Here is a 14,658-nt window from a genome sequence, read left to right on the forward strand (position 1 = left end):
AGAGTGCGGCCACGGATGGCCGCTTTTTGATCTTCGCGTTCAGGGATGAACGCACTAACAAATATCCGTGGAGGCAAAGAAATAGGCAATCTCCACCTTGGCGGTTTCGACCGCGTCGGAGCCATGCACGGCATTCGCGTCGATCGAGTCGGCAAAGTCGGCGCGAATCGTGCCCTTGGCCGCTTCCTTCGGATTGGTGGCGCCCATCAGGTCGCGGTGGGCCAGCACGGCGTTCTCGCCTTCCAGCGCGCTGATCATCACCGGGCCGGAGATCATGAACTCGACCAGCGCCTTGAAGAACGGGCGCTCGCGGTGCACGGCATAGAAGCCTTCGGCTTCGGCACGCGACAGCTGCTTCATGCGGGCGGCGACGATCTTGAGGCCGGCCTTTTCGAAACGTGCGTAGATTTCACCGATGACGTTCTTGGCGACGGCATCGGGCTTGATGATGGAAAGAGTGCGCTCCAGCGCCATACGGGTCTGCTCCGGGAAAACGGATTGGGTAAGAAAAAGGATGTGGCCGGCCCCGCCGGCAAGCGGTTAAACCCGACAGGGATTGCGGATTTAGCCCACGAAAGTGTGACAGATTCTAACCCATACGCAAGTCGGCGGGCTATTGCAACAAACGACCGTTTGACGGCCGCCGAGCTGTCCGCGTATGCTCAAACGATCGTTTGAACCGGCCCGTGGCCGATGGATGGTTCCGCCCGTGAACAGCTCCGGCTCAACCAAGGAACGGATACTCGGCGCCGCCGAGGTCCTGTTCGCCCAGCGCGGCTTCGACGGCGCCTCGTTGCGCCAGTTGACGACCGCCGCCGGGGTCAACCTGGCGGCGGTCAATTACCACTTCGGTTCCAAGGACAAACTGGTCGAAGAGGTGTTCCGGCGCCGGCTGGACGCATTGAACGAACGCCGACTGGCCGCCCTGGCCAGGATTGCCGGCGCCCCGGAAGCCACGCTGGAGGACGTGCTGGAAGCCTTCATCCGCCCGGCCCTGGATCTTTCGCACGACGACAGCGGCGCCTTGTTCATGCGCGTGCTGGCCCGCGCCTTCGCCGAGCATGACGACACCCTGCGCCAGTTCCTGTCCGCGAACTACGGCCATGTGATGCGCCAGTTCACCGCCGAATTCGCACGGCTGCTGCCGCAGCTGAGCAAGGAGGAGTTGTACTGGCGCATCGACCTGGTCACCGGCGCACTGACCCACGCGATGTCCGGCTTCGGCATGATCCAGCGCAAGAGCGACGTCAGCGAGCACACCCATCGCGAGCAGACCGCGCAGCACCTGATCCGCTTCGCCATCGCCGGCCTCAGCCATCCCTGATCTACCTGCCCCACCCCTTTTGCACCCTCGGAGAAGCCAATGACCGCTGCATCCTCACCCACATCAGCGCTGCGCATCCGCAAGGCCGCCGTGCTGGGCGCCGGTGTCATGGGCGCGCAGATCGCCGCGCACCTGACCAACGCCGGCGTCGAAACCGTGCTGTTCGACCTGCCCGCGAAGGAAGGTCCCAAGAGCGGCATCGCGTTGAAAGCCATCGCCAACCTGGCCAAGCTGTCGCCGGCTCCGTTGGCCGACAAGGCGCTGGCCGCCGCGATCATCCCCGCCAACTACGACGACGACCTCGACCATCTGAAGGATGTCGACCTGGTGATCGAGGCGATCGCCGAGCGGATGGACTGGAAGCTCGACCTCTACAAGAAGATCGCCGGCCACCTGTCGAAGAGCGCGATCATCGCCTCCAACACCTCCGGCCTGTCGATCAACACGCTGGCTGAGGCGCTGCCGGAAGAAATGCGCCATCGCTTCTCCGGCGTGCACTTCTTCAACCCGCCGCGTTACATGCACCTGGTCGAGCTGATCCCGACCCGGCTCATCGACCCGAGCGTGATCGACGGCCTCGAAGCCTTCCTCGTCACCACCGTCGGCAAGGGCGTGGTGATCGCGCGTGACACGCCCAACTTCATCGGCAACCGCATCGGCGTGTTCTCGATGCTGGCCACCATGCACCACACCGAACAGTTCGGGCTGGGCTTCGACGTGGTCGACGCGCTCACCGGCCCGGCGGTGGGCCGCCCGAAGAGTGCCACCTACCGCACCGCCGACGTGGTCGGCCTGGACACCATGGCCCACGTCATCAAGACCATGGCCGACACCTTGCCCGACGATCCGTGGCACCAGTATTTCAAGGCGCCGGTGTGGCTGGCCGGCCTGATCGAAAAAGGTGCGCTGGGCCAGAAGACGGGTGCGGGCTTCTACCGCAAGGCCGGCAAGGACATCGTCGTGCTCGACGTGGCCAGGCAGGATTACCGCGTTTCCGAGCAGAAGCCCTCGGACGAAGTGGCCGCCATCCTCGCCATCAAGAATCCGGCCGAGAAGTTCGCCAAGCTGCGCGCCAGCAGCGACAAGCAGGCGCAGTTCCTGTGGGCCACCTTCCGCGACCTGTTCCACTACACCGCCTACCACCTGGCCGACATCGCCGACACCGCACGCGACGTGGACTTCGCGATCCGCTGGGGCTACGGCTGGAAGCTCGGCCCGTTCGAGACCTGGCAGGCCGCCGGCTGGCAGCAGGTCACCGGCTGGATCGCCGAGGACATCGCCGCCGGCAAGGCGATGAGCAAGGCGCCGCTGCCCGCCTGGGTCACCGACGGCCGCAGCGGCGTGCACGGCAAGGCTGGCTCGTATTCAGCCAGCGCCAACGCCGACAAGCCGCGCTCGCAGCACCCGGTCTACCGGCGCCAGCTGTTCCCCGACCCGATCCTGGGCGAGAAGTTCGACACCGGCAACACCGTGTGGGAGAACGACGGCGTCCGCCTGTGGACGCTCGGCGACGACGGCATCGGCATCATCTCGTTCAAGACCAAGATGCACACGGTCAACGACCAGGTGCTCGACGGCATCCAGCACGCCATCGGCATCGCCGAGGAGAAGCTCAAGGCGGCGGTGATCTGGCAAGACGCCGAGCCGTTCTCCGCCGGCGCCGACTTGAAGGGCGCGCTGGGCCTGCTGCAGGGCGGCAAGTTCGACGACTTCGAGAAGATGGTCGCCAACTTCCAGCGCACCAGCATGCGCATCAAGCACTCGCTGGTACCGGTGGTCTCGGCGGTACGCGGCCTGGCGCTCGGCGGCGGTTGTGAATTCCAGATGCACTCCGCGCGTACCGTCGCGGCGCTGGAAAGCTACATCGGCCTGGTCGAGGCCGGCGTGGGCCTGCTGCCCGCCGGTGGCGGCCTGCACGAGCTGGCCGTGCGCGCGGCAAAGACCAACCCGGCCGATCCATTCGAGGAACTGAAGAAAGTGTTCGAGACCGTGGCGATGGCCAAGGTCTCCGCCAGCGCGTTCGAGGCGAAGAACCTGGGCTTGCTGCGTGACAGCGATGTGGTGGTGTTCAACGCCTACGAGCTGCTCTACGTGGCCAAGCAGGTCGCCAACGCACTGGCCGAATCCGGCTACCGCCCGCCGCTGTACCAGCGCGCGATTCCGGTAGCCGGCGACGTGGGCACCGCCACCTTCCGCGCCTCACTGGCCAACCTGCAGGCCGGCTATTTCGCCTCCGAACACGACGTGGAAATCGCCCGGCGCATCGCCGACACCCTGTGCGGCGGCGTGATCGAACGTGGCTCCGCGGTGGACGAGGAATGGCTGCTGGCGCTGGAGCGCAAGCACTTCGTGGAACTGGCCAAGACCGAGAAAACCCAGGCCCGCATCGCCCACACCATGACCACCGGCAAGCCGCTGCGGAACTGACCAGAAGCTGCTCCCTCCCCTTCAAGGGGAGGGTTGGGGTGGGGATGGTTGTCCTCCACTCCGCGACCAAACCATCAGCCCGCATCCGCGCACCGCGCGAAGGGCAACGGAGAACAAAATGACCAAGCAAGTGCAAGACGCCTACATCGTCGCCGCCACCCGCACCCCGGTCGGCAAGGCGCCGCGCGGCGTGTTCCGCAACACCCGCCCGGACGACATGCTCGCCCACGTGATCCGCGCCGTGATGGCGCAGGCGCCCGGCATCGACCCGCACCAGATCGGCGACGTCATCATCGGCTGCGCCATGCCGGAGGCCGAGCAAGGCATGAACGTGGCGCGCATCGGCCTGCTGCTGGCCGGCCTGCCCGACACCGTGCCCGGCGTCACCGTCAACCGCTTCTGCTCCTCCGGCCTGCAGGCCGTGGCGATGGCCGCCGACCGCATCCGCCTGGGCCTGGATGACCTGATGCTGGCCGGCGGCACCGAGAGCATGAGCATGGTGCCGATGATGGGCCACAAGGTGGCGATGAATCCGGCCATCTTCGACAACGAGCACATCGGCATCGCCTACGGCATGGGCATCACCGCCGAGAACGTGGCGAAAAAGTGGAAGGTCAGCCGCGAGCAGCAGGACGCGTTCTCGGTGGAAAGCCACCGTCGCGCGCTGGCCGCCCAGGCCGCCGGCGAATTCAAGGACGAGATCACCCCGTTCCAGCTTGCCGACCACTACCCCGACCTTGCCACCCGCGGCATCGTCACCGACAGCCGCCTGATCGGCAACGACGAGGGCCCGCGCGCGGGCACCACGCTGGAAGTGCTGGCCAAGCTCAAGACCGTGTTCCGCAACGGCCAGTTCGGCGGCACCGTCACCGCCGGCAACTCCAGCCAGATGTCCGACGGCGCCGGCGCCGTGCTGCTGGCCAGCGAAAAGGCCATCAAGCAATACAACCTGCAGCCGCTGGCCCGCTTCGTCGGCTTCTCCGTCGCCGGCGTGCCGCCCGAGGTGATGGGCATCGGCCCGAAGGAGGCGATTCCGAAAGCCCTCGCGCAAACCGGCATCCGTCAGGATCAGCTCGACTGGATCGAACTCAACGAAGCCTTCGCCGCCCAGGCGCTAGCCGTGATGGGCGACCTCAAGCTCGACCCGAGCAAGGTCAATCCGCTCGGCGGCGCGATTGCGCTCGGCCATCCGCTCGGCGCCACCGGCGCGGTGCGTATCGCCACGCTGGTGCACGGCATGCGCCGGCGCAAGCAGAAGTACGGCATGGTGACCATGTGCATCGGCACCGGCATGGGCGCGGCGGGCGTGTTCGAAGCGCTCTGATCGCCTGACCGAAAAACGAACGGCGCCGTAGCGATACGGCGCCGTTTCTGTTTCCGGCCAAGGCGGCCAGCGCACCCTCAGCGCCGTCGCGCCGACGCCGGGCTGTCGCTCGCATGGGTCGACCACAACCGGCGCAGCTGGCGTGCGGAGCCCAGCCCGGCACGTTCGGCAGCGCGTTCCACGCTGTCCCCGGTGGCCAGCGCCTGACGGGCGAGCGCAAGGCGCAGGCGGGCGTGATAAGTGTTGATCGACATGCCGCTGGCTTCGCGAAAATGCCGCGTCAGGCTGCGCACGCTCAGGTGGCCGATGTCGGCCAACCGCGCCAGCGGCCATTCCTGGTCCGGCGCCCTGGCCAGCGCATCCTGCACGTGGTGGATCGCCGTGTTCATGTGGTTGCGCCCTTCCAGCCAGGGCGACAGCGCCGGATCGCCCGAGGCGCGCCGCATATAGACGGCCATCTCGCGCGCCACCGCGGCGGCCAGCCGCGACGAGCCCAGGCCCGCGATGAGATGCAACGCCAGGTCGATGCCCGCGGTAATGCCGGCGCTGGTGTACACCTCGCCATCCTCGACGAACACGCGGCTGTCCAGCACCTCGGCCGTCGGCGCGAGTTCGCGCAGCGTGTCGAGCAGGCTGTGGTGCGTGGTGCAGCGGCGGCTGTCCAGCAACCCCGCGGCGGCGGCCAGCAACGCGCCCGAGCATACGCAGGCGAGCCGCCGGCCGTGGCCGCCGTGCCGTTGCAGCCAGGCGACCAGGGCCTTGCTGGCGGGCGAGGACAACACCTGTTCGCCGCTGCCGGTGGCGCCGCAGACGACGATCATCGCGTGATCGTCCAGTTGCGCCGGCAACGGCTCGATGCCGGCGAGCCCCACGCCCAGCGCCGTCGTGGCAGCCTCGCCGTCCGCGATCGGCGCCAGCAGGCGCAAGCGCACCGGCAAGCCCATCGAGGCGGCGATGCGGAACGCGTCGGCGGCGCCGGCGAGATCCAGCAGGATCAGCGCCGGTGGCAGCACGAAGCACACCTCAGTGATCGGCGAGGACGTCATCGACGGTGCGGATGCGGGCAAAGCGTCCATCCAGAACCAGTTCCGTGCGCTGCTTGATGTCCTTCGCATCGTAGTGGCTTCCGCTGCCGGCGTGGATCATCGGAAACGTCAGCGTCGCCTCGGTCACATAGTCCACCGCAAAGCCGAGATCCGAGGCCACCCGCGCGGTGGTCTCGCAGCACTGCTCGGTGCGGATGCCGCTGACGATCACCCGCCCGATGCTGCGCTCGCGCAGCCACGCCTCCAGGCTGGTGCCGGTAAACGCGTTGTGCACCTGCTTGCGAAACACCACGTCGTGCGCGGCCGGCACCCACGCCATCGGCGTCACCAAGCCAGACGCCGCGGTGAAGTGCGCATCGCCGTCCTCGTGCAGGATGCGCACGACCGGCCAGCCACGCGCGGCCGCGGCGTCGATCAGCTTCGACAGGTTCTCCTGGAACACCGGCACATCGTCCTCGCGCCAGTACGGCGCATGCAGGAACGATTGTTGTACGTCGATGACCAGCAAGGCGGGGGTATCGGACATGGGGCGACTCCATCGTTGGGGAGTCGTCACTTTAGGCAGCCGGCGGACCGCCCACGAGCACCGCGCCGGACCATGAGCGGACCGATCCGGCCACGATCTACAAGACATGCATACAGCGCGTAATACGGCGCCGTTGCTTTTTGAATGGTTGGCCTCGGCCGCAATCAATTCACCGGTCCTTCCACCGTCCCGGTCTCGGTGGTTTGCGACTTCGATTCAATCCAAGATTATTTGCGAAATGGCGTAGATGATGTTTTCACTCGACCAACAAGTTCGGGCTTTCCCGTCTGACATAGCATTCGCTTGATAGACATGACTGACAAAGCGTCCCCAGCTGTCGGCCCAATAAGTATTGAACTAACCAAAGACGTGATCGAAAGGTCCAAAAGCTCTTCCACCATGTTTCGCTTTAGCGGAAGCTTGAATTTAGGACTGATTCCGGTAGGCGAAATTGTATAACTCAACATGGATTCATACAAACCTTTTGGATCGCGATCTCTCATATAAACCAAGCGCCATTCTCTCTCTTCGGAAAAGCCCGTGTGCTTGGTAAACAGCGCGAACATTTTAAGTCGATCGACAAATGCTCCAGCAATTGCCCGAAGCTCATCATGCGACGGTTTTTCACTTTGAATAGAGATCGCTAACTTATCAAGTTTGGTGGCAACCCAATTTTGACGCTGCACGGTAGATTCATAGGTGACTGGCGCCAACACCAGTGGAGAGCCGTCGGCTGCTACAAGTTTTCCGGTGTCTAATACAATAGCTGCACCACCGCCATTTGCTCCATAGCCTCGCCACATCGACAGAAGACCATCAGTGTCACCTGGCTCGTGTTTGCAGAAGCAGGCTACATATGTGTCATAAGCATGAGTGGTTGCGAACTCATCAAACTTGCTTTCAAAAGCTTGGGCTAGTACGTCATAGCCCCCAGACATGCAGTTACATGCTTGCCGAAGACCTGAGTGATTCCGAAACTGGGTTTGGCCCTCGACCAGCCCCCATTTCATCTCTTGGTCGTCGTTCATGAGCAATGGATGAGAAAGCCACAATTCATCATTTGCCATTATTTTTGCTAGCGTCTCGACCGATGTATAGTGCGCAAGCATCGGGCGACTAAAAGGAAACAGATCGACCTCCGAAAGGTCGGACCATAGGTCGTTAGTGCATTTTTCAACGAAAGTTGTCATAGCGCGGTTCGCAAGGAAGTATGGCTTAAAAAATAAGACATAAATCTCAATGTTGTCCACCTACATAATCTGTCACCCTAAAACAGTCGCCTCACCTACGGATTCTGCCGCAGCATCGCCCATTCCCCTGTCCCCAACTGGCGAATTAAAGGCGACGGAGGTAGTTATCGCACGTTAATCCTCCGTCCCCGGCTTTTGTCTGTTATGGCATCAGCCGTGAGCCGTACGCGTGTTCAGATCCGCAATGAGTTGGCGCAGGATGTTGTCGATGGCCAGCTTGCTCGACTGCTGAACAGCATTCTTCATGGCGAACGCGCCTCCCCAGAACATCTTGCCGCCCTGCGTCGTGCCATCTGCCTGGTAAACCTTGCTGAACACGTCCTGGCCGCCGCGGCGATAGGTCACCTTGAGTGAGACATGTGCTCCAAACTCTGCATAGGTGTAGCTCTGCAGATCGAAAACGAGCACACCATCATTGGTGGCACCTCCGTCGGATTTCGTCAGTTTGCCGAATGCTGCCTGCACGTCGCGCGATTGCAGTGTGTCATCCAGCATTTCGCCAAACTGCACCACCCATACGTGGGCATAACCAGCCAACGCCGAGCGGAACTCGTAGTGGTTCGCGGCGGTTGTCGGCGAAACCGTGTACTCCGATGCCGCTGTGGTCGAAGGAAGCTGCGACGTACCTTGGTTGTTTATCAGGTACTGCGGGTAGTCCTTTGCTACATCGTGTCTGATCGAACATCCGCACAGCAGCAAAGCTGCAGCTAACCCAAGCAATGTCTTCATTAGTTTCCTGTCCCCTGTCTTGGCCTGATTGAAAAGAACCGCAACAACATCAACACATGGTGCATGCCACCTACTTCCTCACGTTCATCGAAAAATGCGGATCAACGTGCTTCCTGCTGCGCCCGGAATACCCGCCTCAACTCCGGGTCCAGCACATCCACCTCCCGCTTCGACTGCAACAATCCCCGCTCACCTTCTGCCAACTGGCAATTCCGCGACAACGTATCCGCGCCTTCCGACGTCGTGGCCGTCACGTCCTGCACGTTGACCACCACGCCCAGCGTGTCGCCCAGCGGTTCCAGCGCGAGGCAGACGCGGTCGATGGTGCCCATGCTGCGGTACTGGCCGCCACCGACCATCACCAGCAGGTTGCTGCGGTCGATCCACACGCTGGAGCTCACGCCTTGCAAGGGGCGCAAGGCGGCGCGGGCGGCTTCGTGGTCGATCGGGCGCGAGGGGTCGGGCAGATGCATGGAGCGCATCATGTCCTTGTGCATCGTGTCGACATGGCCTTGCATGGCGTGCTGGTCGCCGGTCAGGTCCGCTACTTCGACGGCGGCGAGATGCCCGGCGGTGACGAGTGGATTCGTCGGGCCTGCCTGCTGTGGCTGGCGTGCAGTTTGTGCCGTTTTCCCGTCTGACGCTTCGCTACAGCCTGTAGCGGCGACGCAGGTTACGGCGGCGGCGATCAGCCAGCGCTGCATGGTCATCCATTCCCCCCGGAATATGCTCGCAGAGCATAGCGCGATGGAAAGCGCAGTGCAGGTGGTAGGGAGCGACTCTTGAGGCGCCGACCATGGATGGAAGTTTTTGTCCTGCGCGTGACCATCGCAGCGCAAAGCCGCGAAATCAGCGCGTTGCAGGCCGGCTCAGACTTGCGACGGCGGAGGCTTCAACCTCGACCGCGTCGGAAAACGCCGGTCGCCCTACTCCGCCGGCCACTGCACGTGATCCATCCAGCCGTGTTCCTTCTCGAACACCTGCTCGATCTCGCGCGCGATGCGGTCGCCGATGGGCGTAACCGGTTTTTCGGCGGCGAAGCGGCTGACCTGCGAGCTCGACTTGCCCAGCATCTCGGCCAGCACCACCATGCCGCCGGAACGCCGGCCCTGGCGCTCGGCCTCCTCGCCCAGTTGCGCCACCAGCAGGCGCACGTTGCGGTGGCGCACCTGCTTGATGTCCATCTGCTCGACCAGCCGGCGCCAGCGACGCTCGCTTTCCACCAGCGCCTGTTCGGTGTGCCGGCGCTCGGTCACGTCCGCGGCGATACCGACGAAGCGCGGCGCCGACCCGGCCACGGTGACCGCCTTGCCGCGCACGGCGATCCAGCGGATCTCCCCGCTGCGCGGATCCACCCGCCGGTATTCCCGGTAGGCCAGCCGATGGGTGGATTCCATTTCACTGGCGATCGAGCTGTGCCGGTCGTCCGGGTGGACCAGGCTGTTCATCAGCGCAGCCGTGACCGGCACCTCGTCGTCCAGCCCCCAGATGCGGCGGAAAGCGCCGGAAACCTCGAACCGGCCGCTCTGCGGATACAACTCGAAAATGCCCACGCCGCCGGCCTCCTGGGCGATCGACAGCCGTTGCGCGGACTGGAACCGTTCGGTGGTGTCCTTGACGATGGCCAGCACGCCGACCGGAAGGCCGGCCGCATCGACCACCGGGCTGTAGTCGATATCGACCCAGCGATCCTGCGGCAGGCCAGCCTGCCACAGCACCAGATGCTCATTGCGGTAGGCGAGCGTGTGGCCATCGAGCACCTGCTGCACTGCATGCTGGCGGAACTCGGCCAACTCCGACCAGCTGTCGCGAATGGTCCTGCCCAGCAACTGTGGATGGCGTGATCCGGCCAGCACGGCGTAGGCATCGTTGTAGATCATCCAGCCTTCCCGCCCCCACTGCAGCGTCATCGGCACCGCCGAACGCAGCATCAGCGCCACCACCGCGCGCAGGTGTTCCGGCCACTGCTGCAACTCGCCCAGCCCCGTGCCGCGCCAGTCGAAGGCGCGGATCAGTCCGGCCAGTTCGGAGCCATCGGGAAGAAAGGCCAGCGTGCCGGATCCGGTTGTTCGTTCAGTCATGCGGGCCAGCCGTGGGAGTGGCGATCGGTGCGGGGCGCGAACCATACCCTGATTCGCGTGATGACCATAGCGAAATGGCCCGACGCCCTCCAGCGGCCGGCCATCACTCACCAGCCGGCGTACGCCGGTTCACCCTTTCTTCTGCGGCACCGGTCTCGCCGGCCACGGCGCGGCGCGCCAGCAGGCGTTGTAGAAATCCTTGATGGCGTGCCGGGCGGGATAGAGCATGAAGGTGGTGCCGTAGCGGAAGGCGCTGCGCCGGCCGCCGACCCAGGCGCCGATGGACATGGACGAAAGCAGTCGCCCCAGCTCGGTGGGCGGCCAGGGCCGGCTGATCACCACGGCATCATCGACGACGCGCGCGGCACCACGCGGCGCGGCCAGCACTTCCTGGCGGTCGACCTCGAAATACGATCGCGTTTCGTGCGCCACGATCTGCCTGGCGCGGGTCGCCCCCACCAGATCGTACGCAGTCAGCGTCACGCTGCCCGGCCGGCATTGCAGGACCAGCCGATGGTTGCCACGGCGATTTTCCTGATGGAGTTCCAGGAAAGGCGCCGGCGGCAGCAGCCAGCTTTTCGTCGTCAAGGGAAGCCGGCCATTGTTGGCGAGGCCGGCGCGGGTCATCTGATCCGCGGTCAGCCAGATCGGCGCGTCGGCGGGTGACGGCGGCAGCGGCGCGAGCGCATCGAGGTCGATGCCCATGTCCTTCAGGTACGCGTCCGCCTCGCCACCCGCCGGCTGGCTCGGCGCGTTGTCTGCGGATTGGGGGCGGACCAGGCCGATGCGGTCGCTGCCAGTGGGGGCCCACCGATAAAGGCCGCCGAAGTAGGCATAGGCACAGGCACCGCTGCAGACGGCCGCTTTCACGCCACGATACCCACCCCGGCGCTTGCGCAACGGCGTACCAAGGTGCGTCGTCATCGAGCCGGCGCGGAACAGCCGCCCCAGCGCCATGCCGGCAGCCGGCTCGCCCTGCGAGGAATTCAGATAGATATCGGACCCGGGCGGAATCTTCCCCGACTTCAGCAACGCCTCGAACCGCTGCGGCGCGTCGGCGTCGATCACGCCGTACAGGTGGACCTGCGGCGCCCCGGCTATCGCCACCGTCATGCGGTCGTCCTTGACCTGGATGGCCATGCGCGGCGGGACGGTGTCCCCGTCGCTGCGCACCGTGGCGTCATTGGCATGCGCCATGCCGACCGTGCTGGCGCAAGCCAGCAGCCACAAGCCACAAAATGCGGTGTGCGAAAGCGATCTGCTCCCGCGCGCGGTGTTTTCGGATTTGCCGTATCGCACTACTGCTCCCGCCGTTCAGACCATGAAGTGTCGAAGCCGCAGGATGTCCTGCAGGTGAACGCGGGATCGTGCCACGGGAAACCTGATGCATGCGCGCAATGGCTGGCCGGCGGCGTACAGATTGTGGTCGTCAAGGCGCAAAAAGCGGGGTGCACGACCGGTGCAGAAAGCCGATCGTGATGACCCCACGACGTTGCCATGGTGCCTTCCGGCACAGGCGCCGGAAGGCACCATGGCGTGTGATGTGCAGCCGGCTGGCAACTCCGCGGAAAACACGGACGATGACCGGTGCCAAACCGTAATCAGACGATGACGCGAGACCGCCCATGACGACGCCCCCGGCAGCCACTCCGACTCCACGCCAGCGCTGCCTGCGCCGGCGGCTGGCATGGAGCCTGTCCTGCGCTGCGCTGTTGCCGCTCGCTGCACGGGCGCAGGACGTCCCGTCCCGCGCCATCGTGCCGCTGTCCTTGACGCCGCCGCCGCGCCAGTCGCAGGACGACGCCTGGTGGACTGGCCCGATGCTGGCGAATTCCGCTGCCACCCTGCCGCGTGGCCATGTGTTGATCGAGCCGTATGTCTACGACGTCTCCTCGCCCCATGCGGATGGCTACGGTTCGCTCACCTACATGCTCTATGGCATCACCGACCGGCTGACCCTTGGCCTGGTGCCGGTGCTGGGCTACAACCGCGTGGACGGCCCCGGCGGCGGCATCGGGCTGGGCGATGTCAGCGTGCAGGCGCAATACCGACTCACCGACGTACCCGCCGGCAGTTCGCGGCCGACGATCTCGCTGCAGCTGCAGGAAACCCTGCCGAGCGGCAAGTACGACCGGCTGGGCCGGCGCCCCGGCAACGGCCTGGGCAGCGGCGCGACCACCACCACGCTGCAGGTCAACACGCAAACGTATTTCTGGCTGGCCAACGGCCGCATCCTGCGCATGCGCTTCAACGTGGCACAGTCATTCTCCACGCGGGCGCGGGTCGAGGACATCAGCGTCTATGGCACCCAGGATGGCTTTCGCGGGCATGCCCGGCCGGGCCGTTCGTTCTACGTCGATGCGGCGTGGGAATACAGCCTGAGCCAGCGCTGGGTGCTGGCGCTGGACGTCACCTACCGGCGCAGCCACGGCGCCCGCGTGCGCGGCTATGGCGTGGACGATGCGCAGTCATCTCCGCTGCGTCTGGACGGCCGTTCCAGCGAGGCGTTCGGCTTCGCCCCGGCGGTTGAATACAGCTGGAGTCCCAGGCTTGGTGTGCTGTTTGGCACCCGCGTGATCACCGGCGGGCACAACACTGCGACCACGATCACGCCGGCGCTGGCGATCAACTACGTGCATTGAGGCCGCAGGAGAACCGGGCGGTTTGCCGCTCAGCCGAACAACACGCCGCCCGGTACCGTCGGCGTGCTGCGGACACCGGGGCGCTGGCCGTCCACGAAGGTGTGCAGGCGGCCGCCGACCACGGCAATCATCGGGCGTCCCGACAGGCGCATCGCGGGGAGCGCCGTCGGCGACATGGCGAGGCCGATCTGGTGCTCGGCCCGCATTCGTGCGGTCTTGGCGGCGAACCAGGCTTTCGGGCCGGCCAGCAAGGTGCCCGAGGTGGACTCCGCCTGGCGCGAGTTCTCGATGGTCTGGCGCAGGTGGGCGAGGTGGTGTTCGTTGAAGGCCTCGCTCAAGGCTGCGGACTTGAACGGCGACGCGACGTATTCGTCCAGCAGGCCGCCCAGCGTGGCAACCACGCGCAGCGCGATCCGGCGGTTTGCGTGTTCCACGTGCGAGGCGCCGGTCGATGCCTGCCAGATGCCGTCGAGGGCATCGGCCAGGGCACGGCATTCCACCTGGTTGAGCGGGCGTCGTGCCAGCGGGGTGTGGCGGCGGTCGATCAGCCATGCCTGGTCGATGGCCGGCAGTGCGTGCGAGCGACGCGCGACGCGGGCCCGCGCTTCCTTCATCGACAGGTTATCGTCGGCGGCCAGCCGCAGCGAGAGCGCCTCGCGGGTCAGCGGCTGCACCCGCGCCGTGCCGTCCGCGCGATACCAGCGGCGGTATTCCAGCGTGGCCGGATGGAACATGTTTCGCGATGGCCGCAGCGTGACGCGCGCCTCAGCGGTGTAATCGAGCGAAGGGGCCATGGCCCGCAGGCCGGCGGCGCGGGCGGCCAACACCCGGCCAAGCAGGATTTCAGCGACGACCAGGTGCTGGTGGTAGGCGGCCTGACGGTCGTACTCGGCTCGCGGGAAGTAGACGAAACGGATGCGGGTCCTGTGGCCGGCGTTGCCGGGCCGGATGGCGGCTTTCGCGCCATGACAGCCCTGCCCGGCGATCCGGTGGCCGATCGGCAACGCGCGATGGGCCGTGGGCAGGTCGCCCAGCAGGGCATCGGCTGATGGAGCAGGAACAGCGACAGACTTGGCCGGGGCGGCTTCTTTCACTTGCATGCTTGCGGCTATCGACACACTCACAAAACAACCTTCACTCGCTTGAGGACAGTTGCGGCGCCCGACTCTGCCGGCGCTCGCCCTGCCCGGATACCGCTCACACCGTCCCGCCTGGACGGCCACGGCGCCACTTTTGCATCACCCGTGCCATGAAAGTGTGCGCTGCCGCGCAATAATCGAACTCCGGGTCTGCTTGGAGCGGGCCGCGC

The 14,658-nt window shown here is 65.3% G+C and carries 13 protein-coding genes; 4 read left to right on the forward strand and 9 right to left on the reverse strand.

Annotated features, from left to right (window positions below):
* Positions 1-54 precede the first annotated feature (54 nt).
* Entirely contained in the window at positions 55-474 is a 420-nt protein-coding gene (ndk, locus tag IMW82_RS03205; protein ID WP_108473214.1) for a nucleoside-diphosphate kinase, read from the reverse strand.
* Positions 475-697: 223 nt separating this feature from the next.
* Between ndk and IMW82_RS03210 the strand changes: the two genes are divergently transcribed.
* The 3 genes from IMW82_RS03210 (at position 698) to IMW82_RS03220 (ending at position 5,075) form a co-directional block, all read left to right on the forward strand.
* The gene (locus IMW82_RS03210; RefSeq protein ID WP_211003831.1) at positions 698-1,324 is read left to right on the forward strand and encodes a TetR/AcrR family transcriptional regulator; all 627 of its coding nucleotides are present in this window, start codon (positions 698-700) and stop codon (positions 1,322-1,324) included.
* A 39-nt stretch (positions 1,325-1,363) separates the two neighbouring features.
* The gene (locus IMW82_RS03215) at positions 1,364-3,751 is read left to right on the forward strand and encodes a 3-hydroxyacyl-CoA dehydrogenase/enoyl-CoA hydratase family protein (RefSeq protein WP_211003832.1); all 2,388 of its coding nucleotides are present in this window, start codon (positions 1,364-1,366) and stop codon (positions 3,749-3,751) included.
* Positions 3,752-3,869: 118 nt separating this feature from the next.
* Entirely contained in the window at positions 3,870-5,075 is a 1,206-nt protein-coding gene (locus tag IMW82_RS03220) for an acetyl-CoA C-acyltransferase (RefSeq protein ID WP_108473217.1), read from the forward strand.
* 77 nt (positions 5,076-5,152) lie between these two features.
* Here the strand turns inward: IMW82_RS03220 and IMW82_RS03225 are convergent, their stop codons facing one another.
* The 7 genes from IMW82_RS03225 to IMW82_RS03255 all read right to left on the reverse strand — a co-directional run bounded on the left by IMW82_RS03225 (position 5,153) and on the right by IMW82_RS03255 (position 11,937).
* Positions 5,153-6,151 carry a helix-turn-helix domain-containing protein gene (locus IMW82_RS03225; protein WP_244754148.1) on the reverse strand — a complete coding sequence of 333 codons (999 nt, stop codon included), beginning with the start codon at positions 6,149-6,151 and terminating at the stop codon, positions 5,153-5,155.
* A complete protein-coding gene (locus IMW82_RS03230) occupies positions 6,099-6,647 on the reverse strand; it encodes an isochorismatase family protein (RefSeq protein WP_211003833.1) in 549 nt (182 codons plus the stop codon). Before IMW82_RS03230 ends, IMW82_RS03225 begins: the two co-directional genes overlap by 53 nt.
* 227 nt (positions 6,648-6,874) lie before the next feature.
* Positions 6,875-7,897, reverse strand: a complete 1,023-nt coding sequence (locus IMW82_RS17940) for a DUF2971 domain-containing protein (RefSeq protein WP_211003834.1) — start codon at positions 7,895-7,897, stop codon at positions 6,875-6,877.
* A gap of 150 nt (positions 7,898-8,047) precedes the next feature.
* On the reverse strand, positions 8,048-8,626 hold the full coding sequence (locus IMW82_RS03240; protein ID WP_211003835.1) for a hypothetical protein: 579 nt from the start codon (positions 8,624-8,626) through the stop codon (positions 8,048-8,050).
* A 101-nt stretch (positions 8,627-8,727) separates the two neighbouring features.
* Positions 8,728-9,330 carry a hypothetical protein gene (locus IMW82_RS03245; protein ID WP_244754150.1) on the reverse strand — a complete coding sequence of 201 codons (603 nt, stop codon included), beginning with the start codon at positions 9,328-9,330 and terminating at the stop codon, positions 8,728-8,730.
* A 222-nt stretch (positions 9,331-9,552) separates the two neighbouring features.
* Positions 9,553-10,707 carry a PAS domain S-box protein gene (locus tag IMW82_RS03250; RefSeq protein ID WP_211003837.1) on the reverse strand — a complete coding sequence of 385 codons (1,155 nt, stop codon included), beginning with the start codon at positions 10,705-10,707 and terminating at the stop codon, positions 9,553-9,555.
* A gap of 129 nt (positions 10,708-10,836) precedes the next feature.
* Positions 10,837-11,937: a hypothetical protein gene (locus IMW82_RS03255; RefSeq protein WP_244754151.1), complete on the reverse strand. Its 1,101-nt coding sequence runs from the start codon at positions 11,935-11,937 to the stop codon at positions 10,837-10,839.
* Between the two features lie 395 nt (positions 11,938-12,332).
* On the opposite strand from IMW82_RS03255, the gene IMW82_RS03260 reads away from it, so the two are divergent.
* Positions 12,333-13,349, forward strand: coding sequence for a transporter (locus IMW82_RS03260; protein ID WP_244754152.1), 1,017 nt, complete (start codon positions 12,333-12,335; stop codon positions 13,347-13,349).
* Positions 13,350-13,378: 29 nt separating this feature from the next.
* Here the strand turns inward: IMW82_RS03260 and IMW82_RS03265 are convergent, their stop codons facing one another.
* Entirely contained in the window at positions 13,379-14,449 is a 1,071-nt protein-coding gene (locus tag IMW82_RS03265) for a hypothetical protein (protein ID WP_244754153.1), read from the reverse strand.
* Positions 14,450-14,658 lie beyond the last annotated feature (209 nt).

This window comes from Rhodanobacter sp. B2A1Ga4, from assembly GCF_018101315.1.
GTDB lineage: Bacteria > Pseudomonadota > Gammaproteobacteria > Xanthomonadales > Rhodanobacteraceae > Rhodanobacter > Rhodanobacter thiooxydans_A.

What these genes read in the sequence shown, in the direction of transcription:
- IMW82_RS03225 (WP_244754148.1), bottom strand. Translation starts at nt 6,151, where the DNA reads ATGGACGCTTTGCCCGCATCCGCACCGTCGATGACGTCCTCGCCGATC.
- IMW82_RS03210 (WP_211003831.1), top strand. Translation starts at nt 698, where the DNA reads ATGGTTCCGCCCGTGAACAGCTCCGGCTCAACCAAGGAACGGATACTC.
- IMW82_RS03240 (WP_211003835.1), bottom strand. Translation starts at nt 8,626, where the DNA reads ATGAAGACATTGCTTGGGTTAGCTGCAGCTTTGCTGCTGTGCGGATGT.
- IMW82_RS03265 (WP_244754153.1), bottom strand. Translation starts at nt 14,449, where the DNA reads ATGCAAGTGAAAGAAGCCGCCCCGGCCAAGTCTGTCGCTGTTCCTGCT.
- IMW82_RS03245 (WP_244754150.1), bottom strand. Translation starts at nt 9,330, where the DNA reads ATGCAGCGCTGGCTGATCGCCGCCGCCGTAACCTGCGTCGCCGCTACA.
- ndk (WP_108473214.1), bottom strand. Translation starts at nt 474, where the DNA reads ATGGCGCTGGAGCGCACTCTTTCCATCATCAAGCCCGATGCCGTCGCC.
- IMW82_RS03250 (WP_211003837.1), bottom strand. Translation starts at nt 10,707, where the DNA reads ATGACTGAACGAACAACCGGATCCGGCACGCTGGCCTTTCTTCCCGAT.
- IMW82_RS03230 (WP_211003833.1), bottom strand. Translation starts at nt 6,647, where the DNA reads ATGTCCGATACCCCCGCCTTGCTGGTCATCGACGTACAACAATCGTTC.
- IMW82_RS03260 (WP_244754152.1), top strand. Translation starts at nt 12,333, where the DNA reads ATGACGACGCCCCCGGCAGCCACTCCGACTCCACGCCAGCGCTGCCTG.
- IMW82_RS03220 (WP_108473217.1), top strand. Translation starts at nt 3,870, where the DNA reads ATGACCAAGCAAGTGCAAGACGCCTACATCGTCGCCGCCACCCGCACC.
- IMW82_RS03215 (WP_211003832.1), top strand. Translation starts at nt 1,364, where the DNA reads ATGACCGCTGCATCCTCACCCACATCAGCGCTGCGCATCCGCAAGGCC.